General features: G+C 47.7%; 12 protein-coding genes. 6 read left to right on the plus strand and 6 right to left on the minus strand.

Annotated elements, in window-relative coordinates:
- Window positions 1-59 precede the first annotated feature (59 nt).
- From ABGY95_RS00890 to rnr, 5 genes are all read right to left on the minus strand, one after another.
- The gene (locus ABGY95_RS00890; protein ID WP_347439791.1) at window positions 60-587 is read right to left on the minus strand and encodes a hypothetical protein; all 528 of its coding nucleotides are present in this window, start codon (window positions 585-587) and stop codon (window positions 60-62) included.
- A gap of 181 nt (window positions 588-768) precedes the next feature.
- Window positions 769-1,842, minus strand: coding sequence for a glucose-6-phosphate dehydrogenase assembly protein OpcA (locus ABGY95_RS00895; RefSeq protein ID WP_347439792.1), 1,074 nt, complete (start codon window positions 1,840-1,842; stop codon window positions 769-771).
- Between the two features lie 12 nt (window positions 1,843-1,854).
- Window positions 1,855-3,387 carry a glucose-6-phosphate dehydrogenase gene (zwf, locus tag ABGY95_RS00900; RefSeq protein ID WP_347439793.1) on the minus strand — a complete coding sequence of 511 codons (1,533 nt, stop codon included), beginning with the start codon at window positions 3,385-3,387 and terminating at the stop codon, window positions 1,855-1,857.
- Window positions 3,388-3,542: 155 nt separating this feature from the next.
- Window positions 3,543-3,947, minus strand: a complete 405-nt coding sequence (locus tag ABGY95_RS00905) for a hypothetical protein (RefSeq protein WP_347439794.1) — start codon at window positions 3,945-3,947, stop codon at window positions 3,543-3,545.
- A gap of 13 nt (window positions 3,948-3,960) precedes the next feature.
- Entirely contained in the window at window positions 3,961-6,204 is a 2,244-nt protein-coding gene (gene rnr / locus ABGY95_RS00910; protein WP_347439795.1) for a ribonuclease R, read from the minus strand.
- A 180-nt stretch (window positions 6,205-6,384) separates the two neighbouring features.
- Between rnr and ABGY95_RS00915 the strand changes: the two genes are divergently transcribed.
- From ABGY95_RS00915 to tyrS, 6 genes are all read left to right on the plus strand, one after another.
- Window positions 6,385-7,026, plus strand: coding sequence for a prepilin-type N-terminal cleavage/methylation domain-containing protein (locus ABGY95_RS00915; protein WP_347439796.1), 642 nt, complete (start codon window positions 6,385-6,387; stop codon window positions 7,024-7,026).
- Window positions 7,027-7,096: 70 nt separating this feature from the next.
- On the plus strand, window positions 7,097-9,988 hold the full coding sequence (locus ABGY95_RS00920; RefSeq protein ID WP_347439797.1) for an insulinase family protein: 2,892 nt from the start codon (window positions 7,097-7,099) through the stop codon (window positions 9,986-9,988).
- Between the two features lie 18 nt (window positions 9,989-10,006).
- Window positions 10,007-11,173 carry a PTPDL family protein gene (locus ABGY95_RS00925; protein WP_347439798.1) on the plus strand — a complete coding sequence of 389 codons (1,167 nt, stop codon included), beginning with the start codon at window positions 10,007-10,009 and terminating at the stop codon, window positions 11,171-11,173.
- A 108-nt stretch (window positions 11,174-11,281) separates the two neighbouring features.
- Window positions 11,282-11,866 carry an imidazoleglycerol-phosphate dehydratase HisB gene (gene hisB, locus ABGY95_RS00930; protein WP_347439799.1) on the plus strand — a complete coding sequence of 195 codons (585 nt, stop codon included), beginning with the start codon at window positions 11,282-11,284 and terminating at the stop codon, window positions 11,864-11,866.
- Between the two features lie 58 nt (window positions 11,867-11,924).
- The gene (gene hisH / locus ABGY95_RS00935; protein WP_347439800.1) at window positions 11,925-12,539 is read left to right on the plus strand and encodes an imidazole glycerol phosphate synthase subunit HisH; all 615 of its coding nucleotides are present in this window, start codon (window positions 11,925-11,927) and stop codon (window positions 12,537-12,539) included.
- 202 nt (window positions 12,540-12,741) lie between these two features.
- Window positions 12,742-13,911, plus strand: coding sequence for a tyrosine--tRNA ligase (tyrS, locus tag ABGY95_RS00940; RefSeq protein ID WP_347439801.1), 1,170 nt, complete (start codon window positions 12,742-12,744; stop codon window positions 13,909-13,911).
- A 410-nt stretch (window positions 13,912-14,321) separates the two neighbouring features.
- Here tyrS and lipA read toward each other — a convergent pair whose 3' ends face one another.
- Window positions 14,322-15,350, minus strand: coding sequence for a lipoyl synthase (gene lipA / locus ABGY95_RS00945; protein ID WP_347439802.1), 1,029 nt, complete (start codon window positions 15,348-15,350; stop codon window positions 14,322-14,324).
- Window positions 15,351-15,654: the final 304 nt, after the last annotated feature.

A 15,654-nucleotide genomic window follows, 5' to 3' on the forward strand; every position in this document is an offset into this window, starting at 1 on the left:
GTAGCAATTGAGTGAAATTAATCCCATGAGTACTTTTGAAATAAACCGGCGACAGGCGCTCATTGCAGGCGGATTGGGCGTGGCCAGCATGGGGATGCCGGGTTCGGTGATGGGCAGTGATAAGCTTCACTAACATTCAATGGCACAGTCGGAGATGGTGCTGCAATTTTGGGAGCACCACCGAGTGGAACCGTTGGTGCCGGAGCTGCCATTTTAGGGGCTGCGGGAGCTCCTTTTGAAGGTGCTTTTGGAGCGCTTGAACCAGCGTCAGCCTTGAGTGTGACACGCATTGTTTCCTCCTTAAGAGGAACAGCTGAAGTCACATCTGGAATATCAGGATTATGTCTGCTTGGAGAGTTTGCTGCACGCGCGCCAGTGTCTTGAGTCATTGATGTGGGCATTGGAGCCTTCGGAGCTGCGGGTGCTGAAGCCTGTGGTGCTGATTTGGCTCCTGCTGGTGTAGACTTAAGAGTCACGCGTACTGTCTCTTTACGGAGCGGCACGGATGACGTTTTGCGCAATTGCTGCGTTTGCAGGGGCTCAGTATCAAGCGGCTGTGTTTGACTTTGTTTCTTTTCTTCGCTCATCCTCTGATGGTTTTCGTTAGGTGATGTGTTTAAAAGATAGTGATGATCGAAGCATCACCTATATTCTTTCATCTACTTTAAACTTGCGATGCCCCCATCTGTCAAACCTCCAAACCAACTTTTTCACATTACTTAAGCAGCTCTGTAGAATTGGGGACCTCAGAGGAACAAAAAAATTCTACTAGCTAGAGCTCTTCATCAACTCGATGAAGACCGGGAATATTTTGCGGAACAATGAATTTTTCCCACCACGAGAGAGTTGGTCGCGCACCAAGCCTACAACACCCTCACTATCTGCAGGCGCAGACTGTTCAGTAATATGACCTTGGCCTTCCATTTTCACGTGCAAAACAGAACTCCCCTTACTTCTAGAAACAGTGAACTTGACATCTCCTGCCTCAATTTCAATCAAGCCTATTGCAGCACTATTATTATCAGTGACAACTGAAGCTTCGATCGTCCCACCGTGTTTATGCTCGAAATGAAAACTGTCAGCCACGGTCTCAGAGATAATCAACTCTGAAGCCTTACGCCACTCGCACTGAGCGGCAAACCAAGCAAGTAACTGGAGCCCTGCTATTCTGCCTTCTGGTGAAGTTGACACTCTCACTTTTTGAATCGAGGGAATTGCGGCTTGAGAAATTGGGTCATCAAAAAGTGAGGCGATTGCAAGTCGGGCATGGTATGTCCGCGTCCACGAAAGGTCCTGCACAACCATGTTATGCTGTTGTATCGCTGGAGCCACCCGAGAAAACTGATCCACTGGATCGCTCCATTCTGAACTATCGATGACCAACCGCTCGATCAAAGAATAAAGACGGCCATTGAAGCGATCAGTCAATTCACCTTGCCACCAGAAAATCAATGGCAAGTCACTATTGAGGTGAGCAAAGACAGTATTCGACAACCGTCCACTGACTCGGCCTCCCAAATGAAAAGCAATCTGCTCGCTACAAACGCTTTTGTTACCATTCATCAGATTACAATGCGCAGTGATCCAAGCTCTCATTGAGACCTTTGGCTCAGCACGATCCACTCCAATTAGAATAGCTCGGCATGCATGCTCACGCGTAATCCAACGAACCGTATCGGAATTTTGTGCCAGTGCTGACGCATCTTCTGAGTAGACTGCAAAATTCATCAATGAAGCATTTGTGCGCGCCTCATCAGCCTCCCACAATCGCTTGAGCTCTACTTCAATCTGGGCTATTTCTACTTCGCGCCCGAGTTGACTACAATCGTTAGGAACTGTCATCGAATATATAGTTTAGAGCCTTCTCCAGGAATTACCATCTTGTTTGAGCAAGTCATCGGCAGCCTTTGGCCCCCAACTTCCAGCGACAAAGTCAGCCATCGCAGGAGCGCTCTCGCTCTCATGCCATGCTTTTTCTATGTGGTCGATGAAGCGCCAAGCTTCCTCAACCTCATCGCGCCTAGCAAAGAGAGTTGCATCGCCAGCCATGGCATCTAGCAACAGGCGTTCGTAAGCTTCTGGGCTGCCTTTTCCAAAGCTTGTCGCGTAGTGAAAGTCCATTTTCACAGGTTCCATACGCAAAGTCGTGCCTGGAAGTTTAGACACCATTCGGAGAGAGATCCCCTCGTCAGGTTGAATCCGAATAACTAAAACATTGCCGCCAGCAGTAGCGCCAGGAATAGCATTGAATAAAACATTTGGAGGCGCTTTAAAGTGAACAGAAATCTCGGTCGCTTTTTTAGGTAGGCGCTTACCGACTCGGACGTAGAACGGAACCCCGCTCCATCTCCACGTGTCGATATGCATCCTAAGAGCCACATACGCTTCAGTCATGGATTCAGGATCCACACGGTCTTCATCACGGTAGCCAACCACTTGTTTGGTGTCTACGTGACCCGCTGAGTATTGCGCTCTAACGACATTTTCTCTGATCAACTCAGGAGTATCTAACTGACGTAACGATCTCAGAACTTTGACTTTCTCATCGCGCACACCATCAGCCGAAAGATCGGTTGGAGGCTCCATAGCCACCAAACTGAGCAGCTGAAGTAGGTGATTCTGCACCATATCGCGGAGCGCTCCCGCTTTATCATAATAGCCACCACGGCCACCTTCCATTCCAAGATGCTCAGCACAAGTGATCTGCACTTGCTCGATGTACTTATTGTTCCAGAGCGGCTCAAAAATAGCATTAGCAAAGCGCAGGACCATAATGTTCTGCGCAGTTTCCTTCCCTAAGTAATGATCAATTCGGTAGGTATCCTTTTCGTCAAAAGTGTTACTCACCACTTCATTGAGGTGCTGAGCTGTTGCTAGATCTGTGCCAAATGGCTTCTCAACAATCACTCGGGACCAATATCCTTCTGCCGAGTTACTTAGGCCCACTGCCTTCAGGCTCTCGAGGATGACATCAAAAAATTCTGGGGCACTCGCGACATAGAACAAACGATTCCCAGCTCCACCGCGCTCGCGGTCAATGGCATCCAATCGGTCAGCCAGTCTCTGGTAGCCATCTATGTCAGTGAACTCACTTTGGTGATACTCGATGCTTTCTTGGTACTCGCTCCACAATTCTGAATCGTGTCCACTGCGTGAAACCTCTTTATTAAGTTCCTCTAAACCTTCACGGAAAACTTCGTTGCTCTTCTCGCGTCGGGCAAAACCTATAATTTTAACACCGTGGGGCAACTCACCATCCACCGCTAGGTTATAAAGAGCCGGAACCAGTTTGCGGTGGGTCAAGTCTCCAGTAGCTCCAAATATAACTACTGTACACGCTTCCGCACGGGAACGTGAAACCAAATCTTCTCTGAAAGGATTACTCATTGCTGGTGGCAGCATTCCCTAGGAAGCCATTCTAGCCAAGTCGTAATTCTGCCAGCTTGCTATTTATTTACGTCTTTCAACCAACAAGCGGTCATACTCATTTGCGTAAATTCAGCAAATATATAACTTATCCGCTTTGCTCACTCTGCTGCGACCTATTTCCCCTTCATCACCTTAGAAGCAGCCTCGAGCACATTACCGAGTTCAGAGAGTGGCTCAGAAAGTAAAATCAACACCTCTGGCTGGTCACTTAATTTTTGCAGTAAAAAAGCTGCTTCATCCTGAGTGGCACGCACTTTTCTCTCAATGATGACCCGCTCCTCAAGCGTGAGGTATTCTTCTGCTTCCACCTCTTGCACAATCAATGCTATCGCATCTCGCATTTGGTGAATTTTAATAACAGCTGCATCAGCACTCTTCTTGTCCCTCACTTCAGCGAGGACCGAAGGCAGGCGTTGCAGCTCAAGAGTGAGTTCATCGGCCAATTCTGGAGTCGTTTTCTTTGAAGAACACGCACAAAGAAAAACGAGCGAGACCAATAGTGAAATGCGTCGAATCATCACTTATAGAACGTTATACATCGTCTTCTATTAGAACAAAGTCGACAAGTTGTCGCTCCATATCCACACGAGCAATCTGCACATTCACTCGCTGACCGAGCTTATAGTCCTTTTTCTCGTTGTAATTTCTAAATGCCATCACGCTCTGCTCAAAGACCCATTTACCTTTGGGCAAGGCTTCTTTCTTAACCACCCCTTTGACCTGCATGTCTGTAATTTCAACAAAGAGCCCCATGCGTCGTACATCGGTAATCAACGTATTGAATGTCTGCTTGCTTTCTTGCTGAGCAATATCAAATAGAAACTCCATCATCTTCATACGCTTGGTTGCGCTCTCAGCCTCACCACTATTACGCTCGGTGTCAGAAATGTGCTGAGCAACCTCTTCAAGCTTTTTAGCTTTCGGCAACTTCACTGGATGAGTTGGAGGATTCTTCAAGACTGACTGCAATGCTCTATGCACCACTAGGTCGGCATAGCGTCGGATCGGACTCGTAAAATGACAGTAATCCATTTTTGCTAATCCATAGTGGCCTAAACCTTCGATACTATAAGCCGCACGTTTTAGACTCTTAAGTAGGCCTAGTTTGATAGATTGCTCGACTGTTGACCCCTTAGCGGCTTTCAGCAAATCTTGAACATGCTTCTTGTTCGTTAGATCCCCCACTCTAAACCCGTGAATGCGGGCAATTTCAGCATACTCGTTGAGACGATCAGCATCTGGCTCTTCATGAATACGGTGTAAGGCATTGCGTCGTTTCATCTTCAACTCCACTGCCACCGCCTCATTCGCTGAGAGCATGAATTCTTCGATCATCTGGTGGCTTTCGTCGTACACCAGATTTTTCACCTCGATTGGCTTTTTCGTTTTCTCATCTAACACTACTTTGACTTCAGGGAAATCGAGATCGAGAGCTCCGTTTTTGAAGCGCCGTTTTCTCAAAACGTCGGCCAAAGACCACGCTGTCCGAATAGCATCACCGATCTCACCTCCACCCTTACCTTTGATAAAGACCTGCGCCTCCTCATAGGCTAACTTTGCTTTACTATTGATGACTGCATCACAGAAATACGCATGCTTGCGTGTTCCCTTGAGGTCAAATTCGATCACTGCACACTTAGTGAGCCTGTCCACATGAGGGCGGAGGCTACAGATACTATTTGAAAGCTTTTCAGGCAACATCGGCAAGACTCGGTCTACCAAGTAGGTCGAGTTACCACGCAACTCGGCCTCTTTATCCAGAGCCGAATGAGGTGTCACATAATGAGAAACATCAGCAATGTGCACAGCCAGCTTCCAGCCCGTCTCAGTCTTCTCCACTAACACCGCATCGTCGTGATCTTTCGCATCACCTGGATCCACAGTCATCACCAAAGCGTCACGCCAATCTTCACGACGCTCTAACTCTTTTCTGGGGATTTTCTCAGAAACAGCATCAGCTTCTTTTTGCACATCAGGCTCAAAATCCACACGGAGATTATGTTTGTGAATCACCGAGATGATATCCACTCCTGGTGCATTTGGATAACCGATCACCTTGATCACTTTACCTACAGGTGACTCCCGGCGTGATGTCCACTTTGTAATTTCCACCGCCACCAATTGCCCGGGCTTCGCACCGCCAGCGTCCAACAAATCTACCTCTGGAGGCAAAGCCTTGGCTTCAGGAACCACAAAGCAGTATCTTCCTTCTTCACGGTAAATACCAATAATCGTCGTATTTTTACGCTCTAGAACCTTAATCACTCGGCCGGCAGCTTCGTCCCTCACCTCTTTATCGGGCCTCTTCTTTTGTTTGATCGGGCGGCCTCTATTATCAAATTTCGACTTGTGTCCTTTGTCCGCAAATCGCTTCCATTTTGGCACTCCTACACGAGTGACCTTGAGGCTTACGTAATCGCCATCTAAGGCAACTCCAAGGTCTCTTGCATCCACAAAAATACGGTCATACTTTTGTAGATCCAGACCCGTCTCTATGTTAACCTCATCAGTCAATACGGGAAAAAACCATCCATTCCCATTCGGTTGATAGCGCAATTTACCCACCAAAAACATCTGAGTGCGTTCCTGCAACTTATAGCTTCTTTTAGCGCCAATCTTCACCCGGCCTTCTTGTTCAAGTTTTGTAAGCAAAATACGGAACCTACGACGTTCTGAACTCTGAACACCTAATCGGCGGGCTAGCTCAGATTTGTCCATTGGTTGATACTCTTTTCCCCCCATGAGCTTGAGTAAGGAGTCGCGAAGGTCGTTCATACACACACACTGTGCCATCTAACCTCATCCCGCAAGCCAACTTTCTCTTGTAGCCGAGCATTCACACAGATAAGAAAAAAGAGGATATATTATACATACAAATCCTGCTTGATTTTGAATGGGGTGTTGCCGTCATCCAATTTTCCTGCCATCCATACTTTACCTTATTTAAAACAACCTATGAAAAAGCTTACACATCCTAAAATTCACAAAGGTTTTTCCCTAGTGGAACTGCTCGTCGTCATTGCCATAATTGCAGTTCTCGCCGCATTATCCTACCCAGCTATCACCGGAGCGATCAAGAGCGCCAAAATCACGGAAGGCAATAAAATGGCCCAAGACCTTGTCTTTGCCATCGAGGGATTTGAGCAGAAGTACGACTACCTTCCATACGGCGATACCCCTCCAGACCCTAACGAACCATCAGTTGTTGAATATAGTGCAGGTCCTGGCGGAGAAAATATAGCGGATTTACTCAAAGTTCTTATGGGGCAAGATGAAGACATAAACCCTAACAACGTCCGTTTTTTCGAATTTCAGGCAGCATCCAACGGTATTAACGGCCTCATATATGAGGCCGATGGCACCACACCTTCCGAGTTAAAAGACCCATTTGGCAATGACTTCACGCTCTACATTGACTACTCTGGCGATAGAACATTTGATTTACAAGACACTGTTTTCTCAGGCCAAAAAGAGAAGAATGGGCAACCTAAAACGATTCGTTCGACCTCAGCAATTGCAGGCTCACCAGGACCAGACAAGGAGTTTTACGATCCAGCTACTGAGGACCTAGATGCGGACGACGTAATGTCCTTCTAAAGCTGCTACAGCTTACTCCTCCAAGCACGTGCGCCCTACTACACTTGTTTTTTTGTACACTCTACCTAATATGATAAAATCCATCCCACTCATCACCACGTTAGGTATTACCTGCGTAGGAGGGTTTGTTCTCGCTCACAAAGATGCAGAAAAATCTATGACCTTAGTCGCAGCAAAAACCGATACTCTGCGCTCTAGTGGAACTGCCCGTGCATGGGCACAAAGCACCTCAGATATTCCGGTCGACGAAAAAGTTGTCTACGGAACATTAGAAAATGGCATGCGCTATATCATTCAAAAAAATCCTCGCCCAAAAAAACGAGTGAGCATGCGCCTGCACGTCGATGCTGGCTCGCTCAATGAAGCCGATAACCAACGGGGTATTGCCCACTTCCTCGAACACATGGTATTCAATGGCACAAAACATTACCCAGATGCCACTAAGTTGATCCCGCAAATGCAACGTCTCGGCATCGCCTTCGGTGCTCACGCTAACGCCTACACATCATTTGACGAAACCGTTTACATGTTAGACCTACCTAACATCGACAAATCAACACTAGAACTAGGCTTCGCGGTCATGGGCGACTTCGCAGATGGAGCACTCCTCGAGAACTCCGAAATCGATGAAGAGCGAGGAGTCATCTCCTCGGAGAAAACTTCTAGAGACTCCGTTGGGTTACGCATGTTTGAGAAACAATTCTCTGCACTCCTGCCTAACTCAATAATCCCAAAGCGTCTCCCAATTGGCACTGACGAAGTAATAGCTAAAGCACCGCGCGAGCGATTTGTAGATTTCTACACACGCTTTTACACACCTGAAAAAATGACCTTTGTCTATGTTGGTGACCTCGATGAGGCAACTGCTGAGCAACACATTCGTGACACATTTGGCTCCATCAAGAACCCTAACAACCCAGGCCCGAAAGCAAACCTAGGCGACATTTCTTCACCTAAAGGATTCAATGTATCTGTCTTTACAGACAAGGAGCTAACTTCCACCGAGCTCACACTGATCCACACGCGCCCCCACTCCTACAAGACTGACAGTAAAGCGAAACGTCTTGAGTCACTAAAGCTCAATATTGCAAACGCGATCATCAATCGCCGGTTCTCACGCTTAGCAAAAGAAGAGGGCGCTGTCATCACATCTGGATCTGCATCACATAGCGTGTTCATGCGCGACTTAGAACTCGGCAGTTTTGACATCACAGCCCTCAACAACGATTGGAAAACTGCTTTACCTGTACTTGAAAATGAATTCCGCAGGGCCCTGCTCTTTGGTTTTACCCAATCTGAGTACAAGGAAGTAGTCGCAGAACTCATCAACGCATACGAACAATCCGTCGAAACAGCTCCGACCCGTAAGTCAGGCGGCATTGCTTCGAGCCTTGTTAAGCACGCTCACTCTGACGCTGTGTACTCAACACCTGAGACCGACCTCACAGTGCTTAAAGACAACCTGATGGGCCTGACTCCTAAAACTGTGCATGAAGCATTTAAGGCGTTTTGGAACACTCCAGATCTACACCTTTTCTTAAGTACTCAGTCAGCCAGAGATGACGTTAAGCAACAACTTCAAGACCTATACAAAAAGCAGGCTACAGCTAAACTCGAAGCACCGACCGACAAAGCTGTTTCAGCATTTGCCTACACCGACTTTGGTAAGGCCGGTAAAGCTAGCACTGCAACACACATTGAAGATCTGGATATTCATCAGTGGTCTTACCCCAATGGAGTGAAAGTCAACTTCAAGCAAACCGACTTTGATAAGAACTCGATCAACATGGTTGCTAGTTTTGGTTCTGGAAAAGCTGGTATGCCTATGACGCTCACAGGGCTAGACACCCTCGCTGGAGCTATTTTTAGCGCAGGGGGCCTTGGTAAACACAGCAGCGACGATCTACGCTCCATCCTAGCGGGTCGTAACGTCGGGGTGGAATTCAATATTGGAGATGACACCTTCTCTCTGAGTGGTAGCACCACTCCAAAAGACCTCGATCTGCAGTTACAGCTACTCTCAGCCTACCTCACAGACCCAGGCTTTCGCCCAGAGGCTGAGCGCCAATTCAAAGCTATGCTTCCGAACATATACGCACAGCTAAAGCACACTGAGCAAGGTCCCATTAGCAAAATGTCTAGTTGGTTTGTCAGCGAAGACTCCCGCTTTGCATTCCCCACCGAAGAGCAAGCTAATGCGTTATCAAGCACTCAGGTGAAAGACTGGCTCACGCCACAACTCACAAACAATTCGTTAGAAATTTCGATCGTTGGTGACACCTCGATCGAAGCCATCCAAACTGCCTTGAGTAAGACGCTTGGCGCCCTGCCAGCCAGACACGCTAGCAACGACATCCCTATCGAAAACCGGACACTGACAATTGTGCAAACTCCAGTCGAGAAGACATTCACTTACCAAAGTGAAATTGAGAAGGGTATCGCCATCGTTCTGTGGAAAACTGATGACGCGACTGATCAAGATGCCAAAAAAGTGAGGCGCACTGGATTACTCGCAGACATCTTAGATGAACGCATGAGAGTCGAACTCCGTGAGAAATTAGGTGAGGCATATAGCCCGTTTGCTAGAGCGTCACTCTCACAGACCTTTAAAAACAAAGGCTCAATCATGGCCTACAGCCCAGGAAAGCCGGCTAACACTGAAAAAGTAGGGAACATCATCATCAATCTAGCAGACACACTCGCCAAGGAAGGTGCCACCCAAGATGAACTCCAGCGAAGCCTAAAACCGAAACTCGGATTACTGGAAAAGTCATTACGTCAGAATTCCTACTGGCTTGGCAGCGTCATGGATAGAAGTCAGGCCTACCCTGCCAAGATTGAAGCTGCACGCACGCGCGATGCTGATTACGCCAGCATCACACTCAAGGAAATCAATGACCTTGCGCAACAATTCTGCATAAAAGAAAACAGTGCTCGCATTTCAATCTCACCTTCGAAATAAGTCCTTCTCTACACCACTATGAAAATATTATTGTTACTGACAGCCTCACTCGCGGTTAGCCTGTTTCCGGCCGACGCCGATACATTTAGGCTAAAAGGCGGCCGTTTGGTCGAGGGTAAGGTAGCTATGGAGACTGCGGATACCTATATTCTTCTGGTCGAGATTCAAAAAGGTATCCGTGATGAAATCACAGTCAAAAAGTCAAATATTGTCTCTGTGACAAAAGAGGACCAGTCTCTCAAGGCATTTGATAAAATCCCTGAGCTTCTGCCTACAGATGATCTGCTAACGGAAAAAGATTACCAAGTTCTTATCGATAAAAAGCTCACTCCATTTCTAGAGAAATATCCAAACTCGAAGTACGCTGCCAAAGTTAGAGAAGTTGAAGAAGCTCTACTCGACGAACTATTCCTAGTTCAATCTGGCGCACTCAAAATCAATGGCAAGTGGCTCACAGCTGAAGACCACAAAGCCAATAAATATGAGATTGAGGCCATCCTCGCTCTAAACCCAGTTTTCGTAAATGCTAAAAAGCATAATTACGGAGCAGCTCTCATCACATTAGCGGAGCAAGAAAAGGCCTATAAGAACACCAAAGCTTATCATGATGCTTTGGATATGTGTCTCAGCTTTCTTCCAACATACAAATATAGAGCTCAAACGGTCGTCGACAACGCTCCCGAACTAATTAGAAAACGTGACCTTTCACTCAACAGGCTACCTAGCAGCGATAGAAATAGAGTTGATAGAATTCTAGCTGCGGAAGAGGCCAAATACCAATCACAGCTCTACAAAGCCAAACAATCTGGTGGTAAATGGCTCCCACTCAATCGCTTTCACCCTGAGTCTGCTGAAGCTGTTGTGAAATCCATCTCGTCCGAATCTAGCCGCCTTCAGAAGCTTGCTGCGGAAGAATACACCGACGCTGGTGCACTCTATCGAGACTTTCTTATCTCCATCGACACAAACGACCTCGATTTAGCGAAAGATCAGCTTAATCAATTTAGCCGTACTCGCGCACCTAAAGATTACAGTGACGCACTTCGCGATAAATATGCTGATGCCGTGGCGCAGATGAAACTCATCGAAAAGCAAAAGAAAGCCGAAGCCGAAGAAGAGGAACGTAAAGTCAAGGAAGACGCTAAGAACAAAACTGAAGAAAAGCCTGAGAAAAAGGCCCAGTAAGCCTTACCAGCTCAAACAAAGATTCAAAAATCCAGAATTCGTACTGCGGGATCTGGATTTATTTGGGATTGAACTTCACGTCAGCTGGCGCACACTATCGACAATCTTATGAGAACAGCATCACAGCAGCGCGACACCGCTGAGACAAAGATAAACCTCAGCCTCAATATCGACGGCTCCGGCAAGAACCAGATCGACACTGGCATTCCCTTTTTCGACCACATGCTCACCTTGTTCTCGCGACATGGTCTAATCAATCTCGAGGTCAAAGTCGACGGTGACGTGGAAGTCGACTTCCACCACACAGTTGAAGACACAGGTATCGTCATTGGCGAATGCATCAAAGAAGCTCTCGGTGACAAGAAAGGTATCAGCCGCTACGGCCACGCCTACCTTCCTATGGACGAGACACTTTCTCGTGTCGTGGTTGACCTATCTAACCGCCCACACCTCGAATTCAAGTTCGCTCAAGGAACTCCTGACGCCCAAAATTTTCCATTCAGCTTGGTGGAGGAATTCTTCCGCGCCATAGCGTGCAACCTCCGAGCTAACATCCACGCTGAAGTTTTATACGGCCGCGATGGTCACCACATTGCCGAGTCACTATTTAAAGGCCTAGCCCGAGCTCTACGTATCGCTATGGAACATGACCCACGTGTCATCGGCATCCCGAGCACAAAGGAAGTCCTCTAAGTTTGCGTCAGCAACTGACTCAACTTCACACTAGCAACTTCTAACTTCACACTTTCCCATGAAAGTCGGAATCATCGACTACGGCGCAGGAAATCTCCAAAGCGTCCTCAATGCTTTTCACGCCCTCGGCGCGGAAGCACATCTCATCACCACACCTACGGAACTAGCTGACCTCACTCATCTAGTGCTCCCAGGCCAAGGTGAATTTGGCGATTGCTCACGTAAGCTCGAAGCATCCGGCATGACTCAACCGATCAAGGATTGGATCACTGCGGACAAACCATTCCTCGGAATCTGCGTGGGCTACCAGCTCTTATTTGAAGGCAGCGAAGAATCACCAAGTTCGCTAGGTCTCGGCATATTCAAAGGCCAGAACGTCAAGTTTCAAGCCGAAGATGGCCTCAAGATCCCACACATGGGCTGGAATGGCGTCACACCTCAGAATCCAGAAGTCAAGATGTGGGATGGCATGAGCGAGGAACCGTATTTCTATTACGTCCATTCGTATTTCCCCAAAGCGGAGGAAGCTGAAGTAGTCGCCTGTGTGACAACATACGGCAAGCAAACCTTCCACGGAGCTGTGACTCGAGGCAATCTCATAGCCACTCAGTTCCACCCAGAGAAATCCCAGCACGCTGGACTCCAACTTCTTAAAAATTTCCTAGCACTATAGGATCCTGCTTTTTTAAACCATAACTTTCACTGATTAGATAGATTTCCAAAGATATCTTCCAGTGATGGCTAGTACTCAAACCTTCCGCAAATTCTGTGCTTTCACTGGTTCAAAAAATTATCCCCAATTCTGAAAAATTCAGCTAATTCTGTCTAGCCCCGCAGGCAACAAGCCCAGCACTTCACACTTATCACTTTCCACAATGTCATCTGCATTAGAACAACTCATCGGCGGTACAGCCAAAGTACTTTCCGAAAAAGAACTTGCCGAAAAACTCGAGCTAGGCCGCCCGCTGCGCGTCAAACTCGGAGTCGATCCAACTGCTCCAGATATCCACCTTGGCCACACAGTTGCGATTGAAAAACTCCGCCAGTTCCAAGAACTCGGCCACACTGCCGTGCTGATCATTGGTGACTTCACAGCCACCGTTGGCGACCCGACTGGCCGCTCGGCAGCACGCCCACCAATCACCCGCGAAGAAGTGCTCGCAAACGCTGAGACATACACCACTCAAGCATTCAAGATTCTCAATCCAGAGAAAACAGAAGTTGTCTACAATGGGGATTGGTTTAACAGCATGACTTACGACCAAGTCCTCAAGCTAAATGCGAGAGTCACTCTCCAGCAAATGCTACAACGAGAAGACTTCAAATCACGCCTAGCGGAAGGTAAAGAAGTGCGCCTCCACGAGATCCAGTACCCTATCATGCAGGGCTGGGACTCCGTAGTAGTCAAAGCCGACGTCGAAATCGGCGGTACTGACCAACTCTTCAACATTCTAGTGGGCCGCGACCTTCAGAAAGAAGAAGGCATGGCCCAGCAAGTAGTCATGCTGATGCCACTTCTCGAAGGTCTCGACGGCGTTAAGAAGATGTCGAAGTCATCCTTCAACTACGTTGGAGTTTCCGAGCCAGCCCCAGAAATGGTCAACAAACTCATGAGCGTCTCAGACGACCTCATGGACAAGTACTACCTCATGCTCCTAGGCACATCTCGTGATGAATCACTCCACCCACGCGATGCAAAGCTCGAACTAGCCCGCCAAATCACCGCACGCTACCACGACGAAGCTGCTGCTGCAGATGCTGTTAAGAAATGGCTCGACCGCTCCAAAGGCGACCAAGGCTCCGGTGCTACTGAAGTGACCCTCGCTGACTTCCCTACCGAGCTCACAGTCCTATCACTCGCATCTAACGCTTTCCAGATTGGCTTCAACCTAAAGAAGTCTAACGGCGAGCTCAAAAAGCAATCGATCCAACCTGGAGCAATCCAACTCAATGGTGAGAAACTCACCGATCCAAACGCAGCTGTCTCAGTAAAGGCTGGAGACATCCTCCGCCTATCCAAAAAACACACAGTAAAATTTGGCTAGCACCGACTCTCCATGCAAATATTAGCTATATAGGCCCTATGTCTCACATAGGGCCTATTGTATTTAAATACACCCAACTCATTTCTATATAATAGTTCCTAATGAGAATAATTATCTGATCTTCGTCTCTACAAGCCTGAAACCTAAACATCTACACCAGCTTCCAGCTACAAATGCTGACAAGCCATCACGTTCTTACTTTTAAGTTACCTACTCAGATCAGAGGGGAGTAGCTAATTCAGCCATATCGAGGTCTATAGAATACTATCCAATTCATCCCACAGATTCAAAAGTGATAGCCAAATAGAAGCCTCTGAGTGGCTACTTTAGCAAAGTGACTAATAAACAACCTCATAAAAAAAGCGCTCCGATTTGGAGCGCTATTGAAAATTTCATTTTAGAAAGCCGAGTTATTCTGCTCCCTCTTGGTCGAGAGTCGCTTGGAAGACATCAGCCTTAGCTGCTGGAATTCCCAGGTCACTGGGCTTCACTTCCAGCTCAGTTGTGCCACGAAGGTCAGCTTCGATGTCATCTAGCACATCGAGCTCTGGGCGGAAATCTGCAGCGTGATAGGAAGAACGTACAAGCGGGCCTGACGCCACATACTTGAAGCCTTTCGCCAGTGCGATCTCCTTGAGTTCGTCGAATTTCTCAGGCTTGATATACTCGACCACAGGAAGATGGCGTGGAGTAGGACGAAGATACTGGCCTAGGGTGAGCACGGTCACATTGTGATCGAGTAGATCATCCATTGCCTTTTCAACTTCTTCCTGAGTCTCACCGAGACCGAGCATAATGCCCGACTTCACAGCGACCTTGCCATTCACCATATCGCCAGCTTTTTTGAGCACGGCGAGAGATCGCCAATACTTTGCCCTGGAACGAACGAGAGGCGTGAGACGCTCCACGGTCTCTAGGTTGTGGTTGAAAATGTGTGGTCGGGCATCCATCACCATTTGTAGTGCCCAGTCACGGTCGTTGAAATCTGGAACCAGAACTTCGATGATGATTCCTGGATTTGTCGCACGAATTTCTGAAATTACTTTATTGAAGTGCTCAGCTCCACCATCCTTAAGATCGTCACGGGCAACCGCTGTGATCACCACATGCTTGAGCTTCATCCGGCGCGAAGCCTCCGCCACACGTTGTGGTTCGTCAGCCTCGAGCGGATCAGGACGCGCAGTCTTCACAGCGCAGAACCCACATGCACGTGTGCACTTCTCTCCAGCGATCATGAAAGTAGCAGTTCCCTGCCCCCAGCACTCCCAACGGTTCGGACATTGTGCCTCTTCACATACAGTCACCAGGTTCAAGTCTTTGACCATCGACTTCGTGTCCCAGAATACGGGATTATTCGGTAAACGCACTTTGATCCACGACGGTTTTTTGTCCGTGTGGAGTGTCGGGTCCATCTTCATTCTTGGTCCTGCACAGCTCATAGCGCGGAACGTAAGCACGAAACTTCAGAAACGGAAGGCTATTTTTTACCATTACGTCACAGCGTGAACAAGATATGCCTAATAACAATCTCGCTTTGCCGATGCCCTAGCAATTCACATAGATTTAAGCCAATTGAGGCATACGCAACTCATTACTTTATTAGAAGCGATGCAAGACTGCCCTCCACCTCGAGCTAAGCCTTTTTTTACAATTACACAATCATACGGTCATTCTTATTGTCACTCCTCAGCTTTCTAGCTAATAACGAACCTCGCTATGCTCACTCTGCTTGTCGCGCTACTC

This window comes from Rubritalea sp. (genome assembly GCF_039830215.1).
GTDB lineage: Bacteria > Verrucomicrobiota > Verrucomicrobiia > Verrucomicrobiales > Akkermansiaceae > Rubritalea.

What these genes read in the sequence shown, in the direction of transcription:
- tyrS (WP_347439801.1), top strand. Translation starts at nt 12,742, where the DNA reads ATGTCATCTGCATTAGAACAACTCATCGGCGGTACAGCCAAAGTACTT.
- ABGY95_RS00920 (WP_347439797.1), top strand. Translation starts at nt 7,097, where the DNA reads ATGATAAAATCCATCCCACTCATCACCACGTTAGGTATTACCTGCGTA.
- ABGY95_RS00905 (WP_347439794.1), bottom strand. Translation starts at nt 3,947, where the DNA reads ATGATTCGACGCATTTCACTATTGGTCTCGCTCGTTTTTCTTTGTGCG.
- ABGY95_RS00915 (WP_347439796.1), top strand. Translation starts at nt 6,385, where the DNA reads ATGAAAAAGCTTACACATCCTAAAATTCACAAAGGTTTTTCCCTAGTG.
- lipA (WP_347439802.1), bottom strand. Translation starts at nt 15,350, where the DNA reads ATGAGCTGTGCAGGACCAAGAATGAAGATGGACCCGACACTCCACACG.
- hisB (WP_347439799.1), top strand. Translation starts at nt 11,282, where the DNA reads ATGAGAACAGCATCACAGCAGCGCGACACCGCTGAGACAAAGATAAAC.
- zwf (WP_347439793.1), bottom strand. Translation starts at nt 3,387, where the DNA reads ATGAGTAATCCTTTCAGAGAAGATTTGGTTTCACGTTCCCGTGCGGAA.
- ABGY95_RS00890 (WP_347439791.1), bottom strand. Translation starts at nt 587, where the DNA reads ATGAGCGAAGAAAAGAAACAAAGTCAAACACAGCCGCTTGATACTGAG.
- ABGY95_RS00925 (WP_347439798.1), top strand. Translation starts at nt 10,007, where the DNA reads ATGAAAATATTATTGTTACTGACAGCCTCACTCGCGGTTAGCCTGTTT.
- hisH (WP_347439800.1), top strand. Translation starts at nt 11,925, where the DNA reads ATGAAAGTCGGAATCATCGACTACGGCGCAGGAAATCTCCAAAGCGTC.
- rnr (WP_347439795.1), bottom strand. Translation starts at nt 6,204, where the DNA reads ATGAACGACCTTCGCGACTCCTTACTCAAGCTCATGGGGGGAAAAGAG.
- ABGY95_RS00895 (WP_347439792.1), bottom strand. Translation starts at nt 1,842, where the DNA reads ATGACAGTTCCTAACGATTGTAGTCAACTCGGGCGCGAAGTAGAAATA.